The sequence below is a fragment of the Tolypothrix sp. FACHB-123 genome, assembly GCF_014697075.1.
Classification (GTDB): domain Bacteria; phylum Cyanobacteriota; class Cyanobacteriia; order Cyanobacteriales; family Nostocaceae; genus Aulosira.
This window is the reverse complement of the sequence record NZ_JACJRE010000051.1, coordinates 20,126-42,748: the sequence shown is the minus strand read 5'-3', so window position 1 is coordinate 42,748 and position 22,623 is coordinate 20,126. Positions and strand designations below refer to the sequence as shown.

Sequence of the window (22,623 nt, the reverse complement as noted above, 5' to 3'; positions counted from 1 at the left end):
GCCACACCTTGATAAATTCTTCCTACTCCTCGCCTGTCTGGGTTAGGTTATCTTGTGTCAATCCCACAATTTGGATTAACTTCCTTGTTATGGCTGGACTTTCGCCCAGTTTTATGTACTTTTCTATCGGATCTTCTCGGCAAGAAAGATAAAGATTTATGTCACTTAAACAACATCAATGTTGTTAAAATTAAGCGCTAAACCCCAGATGCTAACAGGGTTTGGGCGATCGCATGAATTGAAACTTAATAATTACCCCATTTTATTCAGGCTACAAGTTTTGAGAGAATCAAACAACGATGAGAGATTCCGCAATCATAAAGTCCATCTATATAACGGACTGCGTATTGTTTCAGTTTAAAAGGGAGAAAAACTGATGAAATTGGCTTACTGGATGTATGCAGGGCCAGCGCACATTGGTACGCTACGAGTCGCTAGTTCTTTTAAGAATGTCCATGCCATTATGCACGCCCCGCTAGGCGATGACTATTTTAACGTCATGCGCTCCATGCTATCGCGGGAAAGAAACTTTACTCCGGTAACAGCCAGTGTAGTAGATCGCAACGTTTTAGCACGCGGTTCTCAGGAGAAGGTGGTAGACAATATTACCCGCAAAGATGCAGAGGAACACCCAGATTTAATTGTTTTAACTCCTACCTGCACCTCAAGTATTTTGCAAGAAGACTTGCACAACTTTGTCGAACGGGCACAACTAGAAACTAAAGGCGATGTCATGCTAGCGGATGTCAACCATTACCGCTACAACGAACTGCAAGCCGCCGATCGCACTTTGCAACAAATCGTCCAATTCTACATTGAAAAAGCCCGCAAAAAAGGCGAACTTCCCGAAGGTAAAACTGCAAACCCCTCAGTGAATATCATCGGGATTTCTACTCTGGGTTTCCACAACCAGCATGATTGCACTGAATTGAAAAGACTGATGGCTGATTTGGGAATTGAGGTAAACACCGTGATTCCTGAAGGCGCATCTGTCAACGAATTGAAGAAAATGCCTCAAGCTTGGTTTAACCTAGTACCTTACCGCGAACTGGGTTTAACAACAGCGCGTTATCTCGAAGAACAATTTGGTACTCCCTACGTAGATATTACGCCAATGGGTGTAGTTGAGACTGCCCGTTGTATCCGTAAAATTCAGCAGGTGATTAATAGCCAAGGTGCTGATGTAAATTACGAAGAGTTCATCAACGAGCAAACTTTATATGTATCCCAGGCTGCTTGGTTCTCCCGTTCCATTGACTGCCAAAACTTAACTGGGAAAAAAGCCGTCGTGTTTGGCGATAACACCCATGCAGCAGCCATGACGAAGATTTTATCGCGAGAAATGGGGATTCACGTTGTTTGGGCAGGAACTTACTGCAAATATGATGCAGATTGGTTCCGCGAACAAGTCAGCGAATATTGCGACGAAGTATTAATCACCGACGATCATGGCGCAATTGGAGATGCGATCGCTCGCGTCGAACCCTCAGCAATCTTCGGTACGCAAATGGAACGCCACGTTGGGAAGCGTTTGAATATTCCCTGCGGTGTCATAGCTGCACCCATCCACGTCCAAAACTTCCCAATTGGTTACAAACCATTCTTGGGTTATGAGGGTACAAATCAAGTCACAGATTTAATCTACAATTCCTTTACTTTAGGAATGGAAGATCATCTTTTAGAAATCTTTGGGGGACATGATACCAAAGAAGTGATTACCAAAGGAATTTCTGCCGAATCTGACTTAAATTGGACAAAAGATGGTTTAGCAGAATTAAACAAAATTCCTGGATTTGTGCGCGGAAAAGTCAAACGCAACACCGAAAAATTTGCGCGCGATCGCGGTATTAAAGACATCAACTCTGAAGTACTTTACGCTGCGAAGGAAGCTGTCGGTGCTTAGCTGACGAAGTTAATTGAGAAGATTGGGGTAAAGATTCATTCTTTACCCTACATTAAGGCTGTATACCTGTTTTAATTTTGAATTCTGCCTTGTGGTACTAGATTTCATCTGGAAGTTAGACTTTACTTCTCTTCAGGCTGTTAAGAAAATATCAATATGATGAATTTTTTGTTGTTCAAAATAGTTCATTAAAGCAGAAATATCATTACTAAATTCAATCGAACTGCTACTTCTATCGACTACAGAAATTTTATACCCAATATCTAAGATTGGTTGTAAGAAATCTGATGTTTCCATTCCACTGAATAGTTTGATATTTGAAGGTGCTAATTCTGCGAAGATAACAGGTTTATCTCGTCTAATAATATTCAACATTCCCCGGATGGCGTAAGGTTCATGACCTTCAATATCAATTTTTACTATATCTACTTTAATGTCTGTTAAAAAAGTATCAAGTTGAACAGCCTCTATCTTTTTTAAACATATATCGGTATCAGGAACCAAAGATTTTAATAAATCTTCATTGGTCGAAGTAACTTTTGCTCCAGAATTGTCTGTATTACCAAGGTCAGCAATCATAATAGTTTTATTGATGTCACTGACTGCTAAATTATATGCTTGGATAATATTATCAAATCCGTTATAGGCAATACTTGTTTTCAATAGTTGAAAGTTCTGATTGTCAGGTTCAAAACTAAAAACTTTACCATTAGGGCATTGGCTAGCAGCTAGTAAACTGTAATAACCTATATTAGCTCCAATATCTATTACACAAGAATCAGGTTTGAGATATTTAGCAAATGTGTCTGATATCCACTGTTCATAGCTACCTTTTATGAGGAGTGGACGACCGATATATTTATCTTGGATATTTAAAAGTATATAAAAATTATAAGGTAAAATTTTCTTAAATACATGGTTAGATTCAGCAATAGGTTTCAGAAAAATATCAGGAACAATTCCTAATATTTCCACTCGTAGGTTTCGTAATTTTTCTTCCCATGATTTGAACATACATTTGAATACAAAATCAATTGTAATATTATAGGGTAAATATCAAAGCCCATTACCAATCAAAATAAAAGGTGCCCAATAGAATGGATGACTAAATTCGTTTGCAGCATTAGCAATTAACTTATTATTACTTTTATTTTGCTTATTTGATGAATAATTGCCGGAAATTAAAGCTATTTGGGCTTTTTGTAGGGCTTCAGCTTTGGTGTATTTACCCGATCGCAATTCTTGATAAAATACATTCATTAACGCCTGGGTACCGCCATCAGATACAGGCCATAATGAAGCAATAGATGCCTTGGCTCCTGTTAGTTGAATCTGATATCCTAAACCGAGAATTTCTTGTCCATTACCTAATTGTTCTCCTAAGGCTGTTTGACAAGCACTTAAAACTACTAAATCGACATTGGGTAAAGACCAATTTTCGATATCGCGTAAAGTTACGTGTTCGCCATCACCAAACAAAATAAATGAATCTTCAGGACTTCCTTTGACTAAATATCCATGAGTTGCTAAATGGACGATTTTATAATCGTTCATTTGGGGAATTGTTCCTGAAGGACTAAATAGTTTATCTAATAAAACCTTAGTTCCAGGAATTGTTTTAGCTAAGGTTTCTACTTCAGTTTTAGCAAACTGCAAACCACTAAAAACTTCTGAGCGATTGGCAAGTTTGACTGTATAATCGCCTTGGGTAAAAGCAGCAGCTAAAACATTAAGATTTTTCGGGGGTTTGTTGTCAAATTTGGTGAGACTTGCAGATGTAATGTTATTCACCACAAATCTTTGTGCTAGCCATTCTTTCCCATCAAATAAGCCAGCTAAGGGAACGTATCTTAATTGTCCATCGGGAGCATAAATAATCGTTTTTGCATCGGCTTGTTTTAGCTCATTTTCTATAGGTTTAATTAACCAGCTATACAATTTAAGTGCTGACTCTTTAATATTATTCCGGGGTACTTGGATTTTTTGGCGATATTCTTGAATTGTTTGATCTAACTCTTCTTTTTTTACTGCTACTGTGCGATGAATTGGTGGCGCGTCTGCGGTGACGATGACTAATTCTAATCTATCTTCTAAAACTAAGGGATATATTAGTACAGCTTTGTTATTTAACTGGCGTAAATTATCCCGTAGGGAATTGAGTTGGCGTAAACTGAGATTTTCTTGACTTGATGTTGCAGATAATTGCTGAGTTAAAGCAACTACAGCCGGACTTTTGATAAATTTATTAAATTCGGCGGTAGCTTGTTGCTCAAGTTTTACTAATTCTGCGATGCGCTTTTCTTGCGCTGAAGTGCGTTCTTTGGGATTAATTTTGCGTAAGCTTGTCAGTTCTTTACCTAAGAGAATGACTTTATCTTGAATGGCGCTATATTTTTGCGATATTTCTTGTTCTTGCGGTTTTAAAGGTAGGTTTTGTACTGACTGAGAAGCATTATTAGCTGTTCTTGTTTGAGTATTCGCTATTTTTTGATTACTTCCGCGATGATTACCAATAAAATCTTGTACTTCTTGTATTTTCAGTAAATCTAAAACTTGTTGCGCTTCAGCTGAACGGTTTTGCTTGAGTAATAAATCAGCTAATCGGCGGTATCTTTCCGAGACTGTTTCTGTATAGGATTTTTGAATATCTGTAGGAAAAACGCGCAAATTTTGGCGGATAGTTTCGGTAAGATTAACTGATTGTTTGTAGAATGCGATCGCTAATTGTGGCTGATTTTGTTGTGCTAACACATCCCCTAAGTACTTCAGTGTAGCAGCTTCACTGACTTTATCGCTGACTTCCCGGTGTATAGCTAAAGCTTGCTGATATAAGCTGATAGCTTTTTCATATTGCTTTTGCTGCTGGTAGATTTGTCCAAGATTGCTGAGGGTGACACCTTCGCCGGTGCGATCGCCTACTGTTTTATAATTAGTCAACGCCTGCTGATTTGACTCGATAGCTTGGTTATATTTCCTGGTACTCGCGTAAACTCTGCCAATATTATTTAAGGTGACAGCAATTCCTTGGGGATATTTATTTTCTTGATAAATAGCTAAAGCTTGTTGATATAGCCTGAGTGCTTGTTCATTATTACCTTGGCTAAAATAAATTTGCCCGATATTATTTAGGTTTAATGCTTCCCCTTGAAATTGAAACGAATCTTTACCAAAAGCATCGCCAACATTCGCGCGACTGCTAACTTGTTGTAAAGCTTGGGGATTTTGTCCGAGAGCATCGTAGAGTAATTTTATATCTTGTTTATTTGTGCCTTTATATTCACCAGTGCGGAACTTTTTGTAGATATTGGCAGATTTTTCAGCAAATTCTAAAGATTTTTGATATTGTCCTAAGCTAAAGTAAGCACCTGCAAGATTATTTAAAATTGCTGCTTCTGTACCATAAAAGCAAGTTGATTTTTGTTGATAACAGAAATCTTGAATAGGAGTTAAAGCTTGTTGATAAGCATCTAATGCTTGAGTATAGTTACCTAAATTAATGTAAACAACGCCAATATTATTTAAAGCCTCCGCACTACCAACGCGATCGCTATTTGCTTTGTAAATTGCTAAACTTTGTTGATAAAGTTCTAAAGCCTTTTGATATTGACCCATCCTAAAATATACAGACCCAGTATCAGCCAGCAGAATGCGTTGACTTGTAGCGTAGCTAGAATCTTGAGGATTAGCAGCTTGCAGTTGTTTGAGAATAGTTAAAGTTGATTGATAAGCTTCAACTGCCTTAGGATATTGACCTAAATTTGTGTATACTTCTCCTATATAGGACAAAGGTATCCATTCATTCTGGGTATCTCGTGTTTGTTTGCGGATAGCTAAAGATTGTTGCAAAAACTCCAGTGCTTGAGAATATTTTCCCTGACGCAGATACACATAGCCAATATTGGTAAGGGCGTTAGCTTCCCCAGCTTTAGCATTGTATTTTTGGAAAATCGCCAACGCTTGCTGGAACATTTCTAACCCAGCTTGCAAATCCCCTAAACCCACTAAATCTTTATATACCAGTCCTTCGCCATTATTATTTAAGGTAATCGCTTCGGTAATTTTTTCTTCAGCAGTTGGTGTTGGTGCTTGGGCGATAACTGATGCTGAACGATGAAATAGTAGGGATGGCGCAGCTAGTGTTAATAGGGCGCTGATAGTAATTAAACGTAGTAACATAAGTAAAATTTTATATGTACTACTTAAGATAACTCTCGCAACCCTCTAGAACAGGAAAATTTTAACAAACTTTGATTATTTAGATGCAGAAAAGTAATGGTGAGTAGAGACAATTATCAGGGCACAACTATGTCGCACCCTGGTAATAAACTATAAGTGCGATCGCTAAACGTGCAACACTTACTTAGGCGCTGTAAAACCTGCTTTTTCCGCAGTGGCGGTATCTTTAAAACAGATATCTGGTTTTACATTTGCATAATCAGGAAACTTCGCAGTATGGTAGATATTTCCTCGCTTTGCAGTAGCTTTCCCCTTAATAGATGCATTGCTAGGACAAGTAGTCTCATCTTGAGGTTTTACGCCTAACTTTTGCGCATCTGCGGAAATCGCTGTATTAGTTCCAGTTGCGGAAGTTTCACCTTTTGTTTCAGGCTTAACTTGAGAAACCGCCGTTGGTTTTTCAGCGTTATTACTAGCTGATTCTTCTGTTTTATTACCGCAACTAGCTAACATTAAAACACTTAACAATGTTAGTCCAACTCCAAATTTACGTAGTTGAATTTTTGCATTCATGGAATATATCATCCCCAAATCAAGTATTGTCTTCGGCAGATGAAGACAGCATATAGAGGTTGTTTAAAAAGTATTTTGTTGCATTTTAAGTACTTCTGACTCGCCTATTTAACCTAAAAATATATATTTAGGAATTTCCTTTCCTGGCTTCCTGTCAACAAGATAACTTTTAAAACATCCTCTGATAAAAAATTGCTGTCTCATCAAGGAATTAATTCAAAAAATCACTTAACCAACTGCAACTTCATCAGTGGCTACTTCTGTTGCACCACTTACACCAGCCGCAACTTCAGCCAATTGACTTAAAGTATCTGCATCAGGTACTTGCCCTCTTAAAACTACTTTAGTTCCTAATTGAGCAACGTAAATTGTATTAATATCATCGAAGCGAGAATCTTCATCAAAAGCCAAGGCGACTCTTTTAGCTAAACCACTTTGGTCATATTCCCCATTCAATCCCATTCTTTCAATAGGAACTGTTTCACCTTCCACAGAATTCTCAGCTACTAAAGTAGGCTCAGGATTTACTTGAGCATTTTCTGGTTTTTCCATACCAAAAAGTCTTTGTAACCAGCCCATAATGTATTTTCTCCAATGCTAAATCTTGAATTTACGCAAGTATTTTAACTTGTTGTGGATTTAGATTGATTGTAGCCAACATCATGCAAATGAATAATGAAAAAATTATTTATATCAAGTATGCAGATATCAACGAAATATTTAACTTATGACAAATCCTAGATTAAGTCAATGATTGTTATTTTTTGTTAAAAATAGCAGTCTATTTATAGACGATCCCAGCCTAATATTGCTTAATTTTCTATTCAGGTTATACAAAATATCTATGGACAGAGAAAAATAATTAAATAGAACTTATGAAAAAATTAGTGACTAGTCAATAGTCAATAGTCTAATAACTAATGACTATTGACTATATTAATTAACGATCGCAGTCAGGGTATTAAAGAAGTCAGGGTAAGAAATCGCTGCTGCTTCTGCACGGTGAATTGTCGTGATCCCGGTGGTGACTAAAGCGGCGATCGCTAAACTCATGGCTATGCGATGATCTGTATGGCTATCAACATCAGTCCCGACTAAAGCAGTACCGCCTGTAATTTCCATTCCATCGGGGAGTTCAGTAACCTTAGCACCCATTTTATTGAGTTGTTGCGCCATCACGGTAATGCGATCGCTTTCTTTAACTCTTAACTCCTCTGCATCGCGAATAATTGTTGTTCCTTGGGCAAAGACGGCTGCTACTGCCAAAATCGGAATTTCATCAATCATTCTTGGTATAATATCGCCAGCAATAGTACAGCTTTTTAAACTACTGGAACGCACTCTAATATCCGCTACTGGTTCCCCTGCGACTTCTCGCTGATTTTCCAGTTGAATATCTGCGCCCATCATCGCTAAAGCTTCTAAAATCCCGGTGCGAGTAGGATTCACGCCAACATTTTCTACCACCAATTCCGAACCAGGAACAATTGCACCTGCGACTAACCAAAAGGCTGCGGAACTAATATCACCAGGAACTATCACCTTTTGTCCATAAAGTTGGGCTGGCCCGGTAATTGTGACGCTGTTAGTGTCTGGATCTATACTTAGTTCCGCACCAAAAGCCCGTAACATCCTTTCGCTATGGTCGCGGGAAAGGGCTGGTTCCGTCACCGTAGTTTTACCCTCAGTTGCTAGCCCAGCCAGTAAAATACAAGACTTCACCTGTGCCGATGCAATGGGGGAATGGTAATGAATTGGTTTGAGGGCTTGTCCTTGAATCGCTAGAGGGGCGAGAGAATTTCCTTTGCGTCCCCAAATTTGCGCGCCCATTTCTTGCAAAGGTTTAACTACGCGGGACATGGGACGCGATCGCAAAGAATGATCGCCTGTTACAGTAAAAAAGCGCCCTGGATGAGAAGCCAAAAGTCCCAACATCAGACGCAGTGTAGTGCCAGAATTACCAGCATTCAATACGTCAATTGGTTCTTGTAAATTTCCCAGCCCAATACCTTTAACCTTGACTAAATCTGTATTTAGTTCCGAAATTTCCGCGCCCATAGCTTGAAAACAACTAGCAGTGCTGCGCGGATCTTCTCCTAAAAGCAGACCTTGAATTTCCGTTTCACCTTGGGCAATAGCCCCCAACATCAAAGCACGATGAGAGATAGACTTATCACCGGGAATCCGAATCCGACCTTGCAAGGACAAACCAAAGTGAGGTCGCTGGATAATTAATTTTTGCGAAAGATCTGTTTGCGTTTCTTGGGTTATTACAGCAGCCGACATTAGGATACACTGGCTTTTGAACACACAGGAAGTATATAAGCGACTGCGTATGCCGCAGTTGTTGACTTCCTTTTTAGTATCCTATCGCCTTTTGTTCTATGAAACTTAATCAAATCTTCCAAAAGTGGTTATTAATCATTGGTCAATATTAATTACTTTGGGCTATTGACTTTGGACTCTAGACTATCCGCTATACTTAATTCGGTTATCTTAAGATTATTTACAATATATTCAATAAATTTACTTTTAAATTGAGTTTCCGGATAAAAATCGCAGTTTTTGCTTGATAAATTCGTACCCTAACTATTTTCATATTTATTTATCTGGCTTACCAAATAAGCAGATTCAGTTAATATCTAAGCATGTTTTGCTGTTTAGTTTCTGACCCTGGACTGCTAGATACCCTGGTGTTGATTTTTTGTTGTTCAATAGCTTTTAGCCCTTATCGCTCCCATGCTGACCCATCACCGCAAGCCTGTTTGTTTATCACTAATTTCCACTGACCTACCAGTTTGGTCTGTTGTGGAAACTGCCGGAACATTGTATCAAAAAGATACTGACCGCTTTCATTTACTCCTGACCGCACCGCCTTTAATTAGCTGCGAAATAGTAAATTCCCAAAATCCAGAGGATGCGCCTCTCCAAAAAAGGAGTAGTGCTTATGCACCCAGCAGTCCCAGGATTTTGTGGTTAGAGATTTCCCCATATCGGGTAATAATGACCATGCAAGGTAACGCTCAAGTGAGTTATCGTCACTTCTGGGAACAGGGTGTTTATGGAGTTAGTCGTTACTGGTTACCAACTGAGTCATTGCAACCTAATGAGCCTATCCGTCTGCGAAATTTTACAACTGCTATGGTTCTCACTGGACAATCTTTACCAGAACATTTGCGGATAGAATACGAATTATGGGCAGACAAAGTCCAATTGGGACGCTACATACTTAATTTGGAAATCAAACACTAATCGCAAATTTACCTTCACCCTCACGCCCTTAAAAATCATAGTGAGGGTGAATTTTTTCGTAGGTAGTCATTAGTCATTAGTCCTCCTTCCCTAGCTTCTAGCCTCTAATCCCTAGCCCCTACCAAAATAACTAGGCGCATTCCCAGCTTTCCATTTAATATTGCAGCCAATGCTAGGTTTTTGCTCATCTGACACAGATTTACCCGCTAACACCGCCTCAATAGCTGCACGTAAATCCGCACCTGTGACAGGTTTACCATTACTGGGTCTGCTATCATCTAATTGTCCGCGATATACAAGTTTACGTTCCCGATCGAATACAAAAAAATCAGGAGTACAAGCAGCTGTATAAGCCTTTGCTGTTTCTTGGCTTTCGTCGTAGCACAAGGGAAATTTGAACCCCTGTTCTGTCGCCATTGCTTTTAAAGAATCTGGCGCATCATCTGGATAATTTTCGGCATCATTAGCACTAATAGCAATTATTCCTAAATCGCTGTTAATATAGTCTTCTCCTAACAGTGCTAATTGTTGTTGAATATGTTTTACAAATGGGCAATGCCGACAAATAAACATCACTAACAGTGCTTTTTTATCAGCAAAATTAGCCAAAGAAATTACTTCTCCAGATACTACTTCTGGTAGATGAAAATTCGGAGCAATTGTGCCTATGGGCAACATTGTCGAAGCAGTTAAAGCCATAATTTACCAAATAAGATTTCTCTAGTAGATAATACCAATTTAAAAAAAGAATACGACAGATTGTAGGGGCATTATCTTGTCCTATAGCATAAATTGATGTATCGCAAACATTATTTGAATTGGTATAACAAAATAAAACCACAAAATAAAGGCACAACAAATTTGTGCCCTATCTGTTTACTTAATTTACTGTAAAGAGGCTATATTTTCAAATATTCTTTACTACCACAACTTGATTAAATCCATGTGGATTAAAGTCTCCAAAAGAATAGGTAGAAAAGAAAAAGTCACCCGTTAATGGGTCAATTGCTGCGCCAATGGGGCCATCAATTCCAGTTAAAAAGTCTTGGCGGCTGCTGCTAATGGGATCGCCATTTTCATCGATGTTGTAAACGGCAACTTTGTCAGCATCTTGCTCTGTCATTAAGATGCGCTGGCTCTTAAATTCTGGCATGGAAGCAGATACATAAACAAAGGCATCAGGGCCGCCACTGAGATTAACTGATTTATTGGGAGGTGCAATATTCCAAGTCCCCATACCATCAGCAGACACAGTTGTGTCATAAAAATTACCAGTATCGTAGGAAGTAATTTTTAATCGCCCAGCACCAGGAAACCCTTGAGGTACGAAAGTCAAACCCCCAGCAGAAGCCTCAAAACCAAGTTCATTTAAATCTATTTGCTTGTCAGGACTAGAACTACCTGGTTTGATTTGCCCTACTGTATTGTCGTTCCAAGTTGTATAGAATAAGACATTTTCCGGGCCAAACCCCAAGCCAGCATCAATTAATCCGCCATTTAACCCAGGTGCAGCAGCCACTAAGGTCGCTGTACCCGTAAATCCGATAATATGATTATTGGCATCCCGTTTGAGTGCGATCGCAAAAATTTGGCTGTCTTCTGTTTGGGGTGTAGAACCAATTAACAAAGTATTAGGATCGTCTGGTTTAAAAGCTAATCCTACATAAGGAATAGGTAGTCCTGGTACTTCCCCAAGACTAGTTACAGCATAAGCACTATCAAACGGAGCAGCCAAAGTCATAAATTGGCTAACTTGTTGAGCGTAATTGATTAGTTGTTTTCCTAATTCTGTATTGCGCCACTCTTTTTTTGAGTTAATTAATGCATCTAACGGAGATGTTTTTCCCGTAGCTCCCTTAATTTGAAAGATGATATCGTTGTAATCCCAATCAGAATTTTGATGAGCAAGTACATCTTCTACGCCAAAAGTAGCACCTTTATCTGTTCCCTGTCCGAGTTGGGCAAAATGAACAGATTTGTCAGTATTAGCATTAGCAATCGAAAATATGGCAGTTTTATCTTGCTTAGGAGCATCTAATAATTCTTGGATTTTCCCATTAGGTAATAGTAAGAAAGCAAACTGCTCCCCAGCAATCATGGTATAGCTTTTCTCTCCTAAAAAGCCACCATGATTTTTTTCTCCTTCCCCTAAATTTCCGCTAAATTTAGCGCCCTCTTGAATGTCGGAAATAGCGAGATAACCAGCTTGAGAATTACTCAGAATCCGACGGGCAGATTCTTGAACAAATTCCACCGAACCAAGTTGTAAATTTTCCATCCCCTTCAAACTGAAGAGGCCGAGTTCTCCAAGATAACTACCACCATCAGCTAAAAATTCAATACTGACTTGACCATCAAGTCCGACATTAAACACACCAGGATCTAAAAGAGACATTGTTTAAAAAATTGAGTCTTACTCTCAAAAAAATTTCCGGTTTGAAATCATGCAAAATTAAACTAAAATTTTAGTTATCGATGCACGGTATTGTGTCATCTTTAAACTAAAGTTTTAGTCCAATATGGATACAGCAGCATTTAGTTGATAAATCTGCTGTTGCTTCAGGATTGATATTCAAATTTAACAAAAAAAAGACTAGATAATATTTAGGAGATATACGCAATTATTTCTGAATATATTATGATTTCCTGAAATAATTTCGGTATTCACAGAGATAGATTCTATAAAGAAAATTATTTTTCTCTAATACAACACTTCCAAGAAAATACAACGTTTTTTGGAAAATTCCAGAAAATTTGTGGTTTCCCAAGACCGCGCTAACTCACTACGAACTTAAAATAATATGCCAGTTGCGTAAATTTTTCTGAATATCCATAAAATTATGATTTATATTTGATTTCTGGAATATACCTATGTAGGCATTCTCCACTCTACAAATAAGAATATTTTTCAAAACATCAAATTTAATTTCGATAGTATTTGATTTGGGTCAATATTTAGTGAATTTCATCACAAAATCCCTGACATATTGACAAAGTCAGGGATTTTATTTGTCACAAATTATTGAAAATTGCTGGATAAAAATTAAAATTACTATTTACAGATTTGCCAAAAGACCAAAAATACCGTGTCCTGTAACAACTTCTAAAACAATTAGAGACACAAAACCAATCATTGCTAAACGACCATTGACGAGTTCTGCATAGGGTGTAAAGCCAGTGCGATCGCCTTGCTCATCTACATATACCTTTGGCTCAAGCGCAAAGTTGTTCATCAAACCTTGGTCATCAACGATGGAAGTATTTGTACGCATAAGATTTTCCCGCTTTGATTTGCTATGTAACAAAGTGTAACGCAATCAATTAAGTTTTGTAAAGTAAATGAGTAAGTTGAATCAAGTCCAAGGCAGAGATATGATAGTGAATCGTTCTCTTGGAGATGTCTCACCAACAGGCTGCATACTCATGGATCGATTTCGCGTAGAGGTTATTAGCAAAACACCCAATCCTCAGCAGGTGATTTATGCCGCCATGCACCAGGACTACACTGAGGGGTTCGTGTATGATGAACGGGACTCATGGCCATCTGAGTCTCAATGTGGCGAAATTATTGTCAAGCGACTTTTAGCTGGAGAAAGGGGACATTATGGGCCTTTAGAGCATCCCCAAATAATTTTTAACTGTGGCTACTTTCCCCACAGTGTCATGCAACAGGCGCGTACACACAGGGTGGCGGTATCATTCGATGTCCAATCCTTGAGGTATACGGGTAACCAGTTTATTGATGTAGTAGAGGGTAAGAAAGATATTGAAGATGTTTTCTACTTGCGCCCTGTTGGTTATTACACTGATAGACAAGGTAAAAAATATTATTACTCACCAGAACAAAGAGCATCAGATTTACAGTGGTGTTTAGAAGCAGCGAAACGATATAAAGCTGACTTTGAAGCTGGAATGTCTGAGGAACATGCTAGAGGTAAAATGCCTTTTGATTATCGCCAGCACTTTGTTGTGAGTTTCAATTTAAGGTCTTTCTTGCATTTTTGCGACCTCAGAAACAAGAAAGACGCTCAACTGGAAATTCAAAAGTTATGTGAAATGATGTGGCCTCATTTTACCGATTGGGTACCCGCGATCGCAGAATGGTATGAAAAATCGCGCCTGGGTAAGGCGAGATTAGCACCCTAACTCATGGCTAACTTCAGCCTTAAACTTTCGCTAAGGTGACCCTTTCAGATTGATCTTGATATTTACCTTGACGAGCTTCGTAACTAATTGCGCAGGGTTCGCCTTCTAAAAAGAGCAATTGCACAACACCTTCATTGGCATATATGCGACAGTCAGCACTGGAAGAATTAGAAAATTCCAAAGTTAAATGACCCCGCCAAGCAGCCTCAGCAGGTGTTAAATTTGCTATAATTCCACAGCGAGCGTAAGTGGATTTACCAATACAAATAACGGTAATGTTATTGGGAACCTCTAGTTTCTCTAAAGCTACGCCCAAACCATAGGAGTGAGCAGGTAAGATAAAATAATTACCATTAACATCCGTATGTAGAGGTGTTGACTCTAAATTCTGCGGATTAAAGTTTTTGGGATCGATAACAGTTCCAGGAATGTGGCGAAAAATGCGGAATTCAGCAGATGAAAGGCGAATATCATAGCCATAAGAAGATAAACCATAGCTAATAACTGGTTTGAAGTCTGTTTCTGCGTTTTGTTGTACTTTTCTAATTAAAGTAGGCTCAAAAGGCGAAATCATACCCTTTTGGGCCATTTGAGTAATCCAAATATCGTTTTTAATCACAAGTCCACAGCTAATTTAAACAGAATTACTAGAATATCGTGAAGTGACACATTGTTCACGGGCTATGACTGCGCCGGATTTCGGTGATTTGATCGGCTACATCCAACAAAGATTTGGGCATATCTGGCCCAGTCAGGATGATATCGATATGGGGAGGGCGTTTGGCTAAGAATGCTAAAACTTCAGCTTCTGGGATTAAATTAAAGTTGATCGCTAAACTTAACTCATCTAAAACAACGAGAGAATACTTACCCTCGGATACTACCTTTTGTGTATGTTGCCACAGTTTTTGTAAAGCTTCGTTTTCGGTATCGTCTAACTGTGGTGTATCGATACAACGAGGCAAATCGCAACGAATCCAATCTAAATTTTGCCCCATTTGAATCGGTCGTTCATGCCCTTGGCGAATGCCACCTTTGAGAAATTGTACTACTAACACTGGTGTGCCTTGTCCGGCAATTCTCAGTGCTTGAGCCATAACAGTTGTGAAAAAGTTACGGTGTGAGCTAGTAAAAACTTGTACTAGCCCTTCGATGGGAGATGATAAATTAATGGTCGAATTTACACTTGAGGTATCTAGCTGAGCTACCATAAAACGAAGTTTAAAATATTACAAATTCACAGAGAGATTTTGCTGAAACAAGCGATCGCCAATTAACTTGTATAATCAATCAGATTTTCCCAAATGTATTTTATTGGGCAAGTTGCATTTTTAGTCAATCACTACCTTTGTGTGAAAGTCAAGAGTTAATGATATTGGCATTGATCGAGCATAAATGCAAGTCTTCATAAAACTCAAAACACAAAACTAGCAGTGCCAATTCATCAACAACCTGGGTGCAAGCGCTCTGAATCAGCAGATGTTAGATTGACCATCTGTTTGGGCACAACAGAGTAAGTAAGTAATAAATTTAACAGGATGAGGAGTGAATTGTTGTGAGATTGGTGATTCTGGGTGGTTCAGGATCGGGGAAAAGCACTCAAGCAGAAAAACTTTGTAGACACTTTGATATTCCTAAAATTTCTACAGGGGAAATTTTACGAGAGGCAATTTCTGTTGACTCGCCATCCTTACGAGAAGATGCTTTGCAGTCAGGTCTCAATAATCACATCAATGATTTGGGAGATTTGGGACGCTATGCACAACCATACATAGCCAAAGGTGAGCTAGTCCCTGACGAAATGATGATTGACTTAATTCGGATGCAGCTGACACAGCCGGATTTACAGTCGGGTTGGCTATTGGAAGGCTATCCGCGTACCGCTTTCCAAGCTGAAGAATTAGATTTTTTATTGGAATATTTAGGACAAAAATTAAACTGGGCAATTTATTTACAAGTACCAGAAGCTATTATGGTTAATCGTTGTTTAGGGCGATCGCTCAAAGATGAGCAATCCGAAATCGTCCAGAGGCGGATAGAGTTATTTTACGATCGCACTATTCCTATACTCGAATATTACGACCGTCGTCGCCGCTTGTTAACAATTAATGGCGACCAATCACCAGAACTAGTACATCACCATATTCTCAACCTGCTAGCAGTTCATTAAAAAAATCTGCAATTTTTATTAGCAATTTCCTGACATAAGTTTGGCGCTGGCTATACCACAGACCATCTAGAGACACTATGACATTAAGGTAACCTTAAGGCAGTATTCTCTATAAAAATTCAGAGGCAACTCCAATGGTTTGGCAGCGTCCAGACGGCCGGTACTCCGACCAACTCCGTCCCATCAGCTTTGACAGTGGCTTTACCCGCTTTGCCCCTGGTTCTGTGCTGACAAAATGTGGTGATACGAAAGTACTATGTACGGTCAGCGTTACCGAAGGAGTACCCAAGTTTCTCGCCGGTAGCGGTAAAGGTTGGTTAACTGCTGAGTATCGAATGCTTCCCAGCGCCACACAACAACGGCAAGAACGGGAATTGATGAAATTATCGGGACGTACCCAAGAAATTCAACGGTTAATTGGACGTAGCTTAAGGGCTGCCTTAGATTTTGAAGCTTTAGGAGAACGCACGTTAACCGTAGATGCTGATGTCTTGCAAGCAGATGCGGGAACGCGAACCACAGCCATTACAGGTTCCTTCGTCGCCTTAGCCAACGCCATTTCTCAATTATTACAGCAAGGGAAAATCGAGCGATCGCCTTTATGCGGCCAAATAGCCGCAGTCTCCGTGGGTTTATTAGAAGGAGAGCCATTTTTAGATCTCAACTATATCGAAGACGTAGCCGCCACAGTAGATTTCAACGTCGTTATGAATCAAAATCTAGATGTAATTGAAATCCAGGGAACAGCAGAAGAAGGCAGCTTTAGCCGCAAACAGTTGAATCAGTTATTAGATGTTGGTGAACAAGGCATTCAGGAATTACTCATCGCCCAACGGGAAGCTATTACCGACTGGAAGGAGATTTTTGTGAATTAGGGCATGGGGCATTGGGCAGGGGGCAGGGGGGACAAGGGAGACAAGGGAGACAAGGGGGACATGGAGGACATGGGAAGGGGGATGACCATTGACCAATGCCCAATGCGCCATGCCCATCGACAACTGATCTTAAAAGTTTCAAAAGTTCAAACGGGGGATTGTAATAAATTCGGTATTGTATTGCTGGAAGCAGGCAAAATGATGATAAAGCCATGAACAAAACGGTCGAAGTTCTACCGGATCAGTCCGCTCTAGTTAAACGAGCGCTAGACTTGATTCTGTCCAAGATAGATACTGCTATTCAAGAGCGGGGGCGGTTTACTATCGCCTTATCTGGCGGCAGTACACCTAAGCCGTTGTATGAGGCGATCGCTAATCAAAAACTGCCTTGGGATAAAATCCATGTATTCTGGGGAGATGAACGTTATGTTCCCCCAGATCATCCTGACAGCAATGAACTGATGGCGCGTCGTGCTTGGCTAGACCGGGTTGAGATGCCAGAGACGAATATTCACCCTATGCCAACTTTGGAAGCCGATCCCGCAGTAGCAGCAGTGAAGTACGAACGTCATTTGCATAACTTTTTTAATTCTGCATCCGGAGAGTTTCCCGCTTTGGATGTAGTTTTGCTAGGAATGGGTGATGATGCGCACACGGCTTCCTTATTTCCACATACCGAAGCCTTAAAAGTAAGCGATCGCTTAATTACTGTGGGTAATAAAGATACCAGTATCCGCATCACTTTTACCTACCCATTCATCAACTCGGCTCGCAGCGTCATTTTTGTAGTTGCAGGTGCTAATAAACGCCCAGCTTTAGCTCAAGTATTTGCACCCGTAGCCGATGACTTTACTTACCCATCACGCTTAATTCAACCCCAAGGAGAACTTTGGTGGCTGCTAGATGCGGCGGCGGGTGCGGAACTCCCTAGTTAATTTTCCAACAGCGGTATTGCCTGGAAAGGAGATCTGGATTATTCCGGATCTTCCTCTGTTATTAGTCATATGTCATTGGTGTTGACAATGGGCAAATTGCCAAGTCTCTTGTGAGATTTTCAGTAATGAAAACTTTGTCAGCAAAAACTAATGACAGCGAGGGGTTTTCCCTTATGCAGGTAATAACATCACCCGCAAGGTCTCCAGGAACAATGTTTAATTGAGACGCATGTTAACTTATCAGGAGTAATTGTTTAAAATTGAAAGCTAGAGTCGCTTCTCTGCTTGCCAGTCCCATTTTACGATGAGCTTGAACAAAGGCTGAAATCCATGATCGTCTGCCCTAATTGCAATCACCCTAACCCAGACGGCGCTGTCCAGTGCGAAGCATGTTATACGCCGTTACCAGCGACTAACAACTGTCCCAACTGTGGGGCAACTGTGCAGGCAGATGCCGCTTTCTGTGGTCAGTGTGGCCATAACTTGCGGGCAAGTGCCGCAGCGCCTCCAACAGCGGTAGCAGCAACTGTCGCCCCTGACGTTCCCTTAGAAGTACCGCCATTGGTTACTCCTGATCCTCTTGTTGAACTGATACAACCAGACCCATCAGCAATTCCCAATCCGGTTGCAGCTTCACCTTTACCACCAACAGCAGTGGCTGTGCCACCAGAGGTACCAGCAGCACCACCAGTTGCGCCAATAGCAGTAGAAATTACTCCTGCACAACCTGTAGTTTCTGAACAAACCTTTCCTACTCCTGCACCGGAACCGGAACCAGTCGCCGCAGTCCCCGAACCGGAACCAGTTGTAGTAGTACCAGAACCAGAACCAGTTGCAGTAGTACCAGAACCAGAACCAGAACCAGAACCAGTCGCCGCAGTACCGCCAGCGCCTGCTGTTAGTCCTGCCAGAACCCAATTACAGCAGATAACTGCACAACTATTCCACGTTCAAAGCGATACCAATATTGAATTACCACAAACACTGTCTGTAATTCATATCGGCAAACCCAACGATCGCATTCCCCCAGATGTGGATGTCTCAGGATTTCCCAATTCGGAAATTGTCTCGCGGATTCATGCAGATATTCGCGTTGAGGGAGATGCTTTTTATATTGAAGATGTTGGTAGTTCCAATGGTACCTATATCAACAATTTGCCCCTATTACCAGGAAACAGACACCGCCTCAGACCAGGCGATCGCATCAGTTTGGGTAAGGGCGATTTGGTAACATTCCTCTTCCAACTTACTTAAGTTAATTTTGTAGTCAAGGCTTTAGTTATTAATATTAAGGCTAAAGTCCTGACTACAAAAATCTCTAAAAATCTTGATCAACTTCCGCAAATAATGCCATATATCAATATGGGCACAACAATAACAATGTTGTGCCCTTAAGCATACTTGAATTGATTTGTTGCAAAAATTATGGGAATGAGGATGACACTTTTCGTATCAAGTTAAATTCAACTGAGATTTTTTAATACTTGGTTTGAGTAAAAATACAGCCAGAATAATTCCCAAAATAGACAATCCAATGGTGATGAGAAAAAATGGTAAATAGTTACCAAAAATATCACGGATATTACCAGCAATTACAGTTCCCAATAACGCACCCATACCAAAGGCAGTAAATACTATACCGTAATTTTGGGCATAATCCTGACTGCGAAAGAGAATTAAAGTAGATGTGGGCCCTATTGCCATCCAACCACCAAAAGCCAGATAAATTAAACTAAAAGCTACGATATAAGTGGCGATCGCTCCTTTAGTCGCACTCAGCATGATAATCGAGGCAATCATAATCAATACATAGGAAACGATCGCTGCATTTTTGGGCTGAAAGCGATCGCTAATCCAACCAAATAAAGGTCTACCTAACCCATTAAATACCGCAAATAAGGACACAGCACTGGCGGCTGTATTTTTATCTAAACCAATAATTTCTATCCCTACTGGACTAGCAATACCAATTGCTGCTAACCCGCCAAAAGTACCGATGGTAAAGCATAACCACAAGCCATAAAAGTTCAGGGATTTTAATAAAGGTGGATTGCTATCGTTGTTGAAGTTGTTCTGTTGCATTGGTGGTTTCCAGCCCGCAGGTTGCCAGTCTGTGGGGGGATATTTCATCACCGGTGCGATCGCTAACAGAATCAGGGTAAAAGCAATACCAAAAATAATTAACGTCGGTTGCCAACCTTTATCACCATTAACAGCAATTAAATTTCTCGCTAAAGGTGCAGTTACCAATGGTGATAAACCAAAGCCAATTACCGTCACGCCAACAGCTAAACCCTTTTTATCAGGAAACCATTTAGCATTCACAGCCAGCGGTACACCATAAACCATCCCTACACCAGCGCCAGCAATAATACCGTAGGTAATAATTAGCAAAGGGATACTATTTACAAAACCCGAAGCGATGTAACCCATCCCCATCACAATTGCTCCCACCGTAGTCACCAAGCGTGAGCCAATTTTTTCCAGATAAAAACCAGTAATGGGCATCAAAATTGAAAGTACCACTAACCAAATTGTGAAAGGTAGCAAACTTTCTATTGCCCCTACCTGTAATGACTTTTCAATCGTATTCCGGAAAATACTCCAAGAATAAGCTGTTCCTAAACAGAGTAAAACAATCATACCCAAGGGAATTAGTAGCCATCGCCCTTTTTCCGCAGGTAAACCAAATAGTTTGACCTCATTTGACAAATAATTGTCAAAATTATTGTTGATACTCATTGTTTACAATATTGGTAACTAAAATCAAGGTTACCTGAGGGAGATATTGCGTAAAAAGCTATATAGCCAAAAAGTAATATTTAGTAATTTTTCAATAGCAAAAATAACCAAACTTAACTGTAAATTAAGCGTTGTACTCTTTAGCTAAACTCCGAGAGAATGCTCCTGCCACTTGCTTTAAGCTGGGAAAGCCGCCCAATGCCCCATGCCCAATGCCCCAGATAGAGATTAGCATGGAAGAGAATACACTCAAGCCTTTGAGGTAATTACTTTAAGGAAGTGAACATGAGGGAACCAGGAAAGGATTTTGCAAACTTGCTTTCCCAAGAAGCACCAAAAGAAGTTGAACGGATGGGGCTAACTTGGTTAATTGCTGCCGCGATCGCAACTATTGTCCTCTGGCAAGTCCCAGCAGGAGATTACATTTTATACCCGTTTACTATCCTTGCTACTTGGTTTCATGAAATGGGTCACGGCTTAATGGCACTGATGTTAGGGGGACAGTTTCTTAAATTAGAGATTTTTGGTAATGGTTCGGGTGTAGCAACTTATCGCATCGCTTCCTCGTTAGGGTCAATCGGCCCTGCTTTAGTTGCCGCTGCCGGGCCAATGGGGCCGCCAATTGCCGGTGCAGCCTTAATTCTCGCCTCTCGCAGTTTTAAAGCCGCTTCCCTCAGTTTAAAAATATTGGGTGGCGTTTTGCTACTTTCCACCTTGGTTTGGGTACGTTCCTTATTTGGTTTTATAGCAATTCCTGTATTAGCCTTAATTATCCTAGGTATTGCCTTCAAAGCACCGCGTTGGGTACAAGGCTTTAGTATTCAATTTTTAGGCGTACAAGCTTGTATAAGTACATACCATCAACTAAATTACTTATTTAGCTATCGGGCTGGTTACTTAGGTTTGTCCGATACAGCCCAAATGCAGCAGTATTTATTATTACCTTATTGGTTTTGGGGTGGATTAATGGCGATCGCATCTTTGGTGATTTTAGCCCGTAGTCTCCAAGTCGCCTACCGTCATTAATCATCTAGCACCCCAACAAACTTCCGTCACAACGCAAGCAAAGCAAATCACGCACGGTTCGACTTCGCTCACCGTGCGCCACACTACAACGATGGACTGCTGAGTGCCGGCTTTTGCTCGCGGTTGATCAAAATACCTCTCAACCCTGCGGCTTTAGCACCGTTATAGTCTTCTTCTACACTGTCGCCAATGTGCCATGCAGCGTCAGGCGAGCAGTTATGCTTTTCTAAAGCAACAGCAAAAATTTGCGGGTCGGGTTTAGCTGCACGGGCTTGGGTAGAAATAGTAATAGAGGTGAAAAAGTCTCTCAACCCCAAACTTTGCAGCACCGAATAAATCCGGGAATCGAAATTAGACAATACACCTAACTCAATCCCCATTCGCCGCCAATTTACCAAAGCTGGGAGAACATCCGGATAAACAAACCACGGTTCCGCAGTGCCAAAATGGATATATAATTCGCTAAAAAAAGCTGAAAAGTCAGAAAATTGCTTGAGAACGCCGGCGCTGTCAAAAGTATTGAGAGCAATAATCCGCCACCAATCAAATTCTCGCTGGAGTATATCTTGTGAGTCTGCATCGGGAAATATTGGCGGTGGTGCGGCTTTAAAGCTCTCGTAAAATGCTTGATTCAATGTATCAGCGGGAACATCTACATCAAATTCCTGGGCGATTTGCCGATAAACTTCGCCCACGCTGCCTTTTACCCCGATGAGTGTGCCTACAGCATCTAAAAAAATTACTTTCGGTCGTTCCATCAAAATGTTATGCTTTTGAGTCCTGGATTTGAGATTTGCCTGAATACAGCTTCAGTGCATAGTTATA

The 22,623-nt window shown here is 40.3% G+C and carries 21 protein-coding genes; 9 read left to right on the top strand and 12 right to left on the bottom strand.

From position 1 onward, the window contains the following. Positions 1-376: 376 nt before the first annotated feature. Positions 377-1,903, top strand: coding sequence for a ferredoxin:protochlorophyllide reductase (ATP-dependent) subunit B (gene bchB, locus H6G41_RS26070; RefSeq protein WP_190750068.1), 1,527 nt, complete (start codon positions 377-379; stop codon positions 1,901-1,903). Positions 1,904-2,035: 132 nt separating this feature from the next. Here bchB and H6G41_RS26065 read toward each other — a convergent pair whose 3' ends face one another. From H6G41_RS26065 to aroA, 5 genes are all read right to left on the bottom strand, one after another. Beyond that, positions 2,036-2,917: an FkbM family methyltransferase gene (locus H6G41_RS26065; protein WP_190750066.1), complete on the bottom strand. Its 882-nt coding sequence runs from the start codon at positions 2,915-2,917 to the stop codon at positions 2,036-2,038. A 42-nt stretch (positions 2,918-2,959) separates the two neighbouring features. Next, on the bottom strand, positions 2,960-6,079 hold the full coding sequence (locus tag H6G41_RS26060; protein ID WP_190750064.1) for a tetratricopeptide repeat protein: 3,120 nt from the start codon (positions 6,077-6,079) through the stop codon (positions 2,960-2,962). Positions 6,080-6,259: 180 nt separating this feature from the next. Beyond that, complete coding sequence (locus H6G41_RS26055) at positions 6,260-6,652, bottom strand: hypothetical protein (RefSeq protein ID WP_190750062.1); 393 nt, start codon at positions 6,650-6,652, stop codon at positions 6,260-6,262. 228 nt (positions 6,653-6,880) lie between these two features. Then, on the bottom strand, positions 6,881-7,231 hold the full coding sequence (locus tag H6G41_RS26050) for a phospholipid-binding protein (RefSeq protein ID WP_190750060.1): 351 nt from the start codon (positions 7,229-7,231) through the stop codon (positions 6,881-6,883). A gap of 357 nt (positions 7,232-7,588) precedes the next feature. Next, positions 7,589-8,938, bottom strand: coding sequence for a 3-phosphoshikimate 1-carboxyvinyltransferase (gene aroA / locus H6G41_RS26045; RefSeq protein WP_190750058.1), 1,350 nt, complete (start codon positions 8,936-8,938; stop codon positions 7,589-7,591). Positions 8,939-9,391: 453 nt separating this feature from the next. On the opposite strand from aroA, the gene H6G41_RS26040 reads away from it, so the two are divergent. After that, positions 9,392-9,904 carry a hypothetical protein gene (locus H6G41_RS26040; RefSeq protein WP_190750056.1) on the top strand — a complete coding sequence of 171 codons (513 nt, stop codon included), beginning with the start codon at positions 9,392-9,394 and terminating at the stop codon, positions 9,902-9,904. 111 nt (positions 9,905-10,015) lie between these two features. On the opposite strand, the gene H6G41_RS26035 is transcribed toward H6G41_RS26040, so the two are convergent. From H6G41_RS26035 to H6G41_RS26025, 3 genes are all read right to left on the bottom strand, one after another. After that, positions 10,016-10,603: a thioredoxin family protein gene (locus H6G41_RS26035; protein WP_190750054.1), complete on the bottom strand. Its 588-nt coding sequence runs from the start codon at positions 10,601-10,603 to the stop codon at positions 10,016-10,018. A gap of 208 nt (positions 10,604-10,811) precedes the next feature. Continuing rightward, complete coding sequence (locus H6G41_RS26030; protein WP_190750052.1) at positions 10,812-12,299, bottom strand: DUF4114 domain-containing protein; 1,488 nt, start codon at positions 12,297-12,299, stop codon at positions 10,812-10,814. A 661-nt stretch (positions 12,300-12,960) separates the two neighbouring features. Next, positions 12,961-13,176, bottom strand: a complete 216-nt coding sequence (locus tag H6G41_RS26025) for a chlorophyll a/b-binding protein (RefSeq protein ID WP_190750050.1) — start codon at positions 13,174-13,176, stop codon at positions 12,961-12,963. Between the two features lie 151 nt (positions 13,177-13,327). Here H6G41_RS26025 and thyX point away from each other — a divergent pair, with 151 nt between their 5' ends. Further along, entirely contained in the window at positions 13,328-14,050 is a 723-nt protein-coding gene (gene thyX / locus H6G41_RS26020) for an FAD-dependent thymidylate synthase (RefSeq protein ID WP_190750084.1), read from the top strand. Between the two features lie 19 nt (positions 14,051-14,069). On the opposite strand, the gene dcd is transcribed toward thyX, so the two are convergent. Together dcd and H6G41_RS26010 are read right to left on the bottom strand one after the other, a co-directional pair. Then, positions 14,070-14,639 carry a dCTP deaminase gene (gene dcd / locus H6G41_RS26015; RefSeq protein ID WP_199316317.1) on the bottom strand — a complete coding sequence of 190 codons (570 nt, stop codon included), beginning with the start codon at positions 14,637-14,639 and terminating at the stop codon, positions 14,070-14,072. A gap of 85 nt (positions 14,640-14,724) precedes the next feature. Continuing rightward, positions 14,725-15,261, bottom strand: coding sequence for a P-loop NTPase family protein (locus tag H6G41_RS26010; RefSeq protein ID WP_190750046.1), 537 nt, complete (start codon positions 15,259-15,261; stop codon positions 14,725-14,727). A gap of 344 nt (positions 15,262-15,605) precedes the next feature. Between H6G41_RS26010 and H6G41_RS26005 the strand changes: the two genes are divergently transcribed. The 5 genes from H6G41_RS26005 to H6G41_RS25985 all read left to right on the top strand — a co-directional run bounded on the left by H6G41_RS26005 (position 15,606) and on the right by H6G41_RS25985 (position 19,284). After that, positions 15,606-16,220, top strand: coding sequence for a nucleoside monophosphate kinase (locus H6G41_RS26005; RefSeq protein ID WP_190750044.1), 615 nt, complete (start codon positions 15,606-15,608; stop codon positions 16,218-16,220). Positions 16,221-16,354: 134 nt separating this feature from the next. Beyond that, entirely contained in the window at positions 16,355-17,095 is a 741-nt protein-coding gene (rph, locus tag H6G41_RS26000; protein ID WP_190750042.1) for a ribonuclease PH, read from the top strand. A 102-nt stretch (positions 17,096-17,197) separates the two neighbouring features. Beyond that, positions 17,198-17,311: a ribonuclease PH gene (locus H6G41_RS25995; RefSeq protein WP_199316315.1), complete on the top strand. Its 114-nt coding sequence runs from the start codon at positions 17,198-17,200 to the stop codon at positions 17,309-17,311. Next, complete coding sequence (gene pgl / locus H6G41_RS25990; protein WP_190750040.1) at positions 17,308-18,030, top strand: 6-phosphogluconolactonase; 723 nt, start codon at positions 17,308-17,310, stop codon at positions 18,028-18,030. Before H6G41_RS25995 ends, pgl begins: the two co-directional genes overlap by 4 nt. 330 nt (positions 18,031-18,360) lie before the next feature. Next, entirely contained in the window at positions 18,361-19,284 is a 924-nt protein-coding gene (locus H6G41_RS25985; protein ID WP_190750038.1) for an FHA domain-containing protein, read from the top strand. A 198-nt stretch (positions 19,285-19,482) separates the two neighbouring features. On the opposite strand, the gene H6G41_RS25980 is transcribed toward H6G41_RS25985, so the two are convergent. Continuing rightward, complete coding sequence (locus H6G41_RS25980) at positions 19,483-20,772, bottom strand: OFA family MFS transporter (protein WP_190750036.1); 1,290 nt, start codon at positions 20,770-20,772, stop codon at positions 19,483-19,485. 285 nt (positions 20,773-21,057) lie between these two features. Between H6G41_RS25980 and H6G41_RS25975 the strand changes: the two genes are divergently transcribed. Beyond that, complete coding sequence (locus tag H6G41_RS25975; protein WP_190750034.1) at positions 21,058-21,798, top strand: M50 family metallopeptidase; 741 nt, start codon at positions 21,058-21,060, stop codon at positions 21,796-21,798. An 83-nt stretch (positions 21,799-21,881) separates the two neighbouring features. Here the strand turns inward: H6G41_RS25975 and H6G41_RS25970 are convergent, their stop codons facing one another. Further along, positions 21,882-22,556 (bottom strand): HAD family hydrolase, encoded by a 675-nt coding sequence (locus H6G41_RS25970; RefSeq protein WP_190750032.1) that lies wholly within the window; start codon positions 22,554-22,556, stop codon positions 21,882-21,884. Positions 22,557-22,623 lie beyond the last annotated feature (67 nt).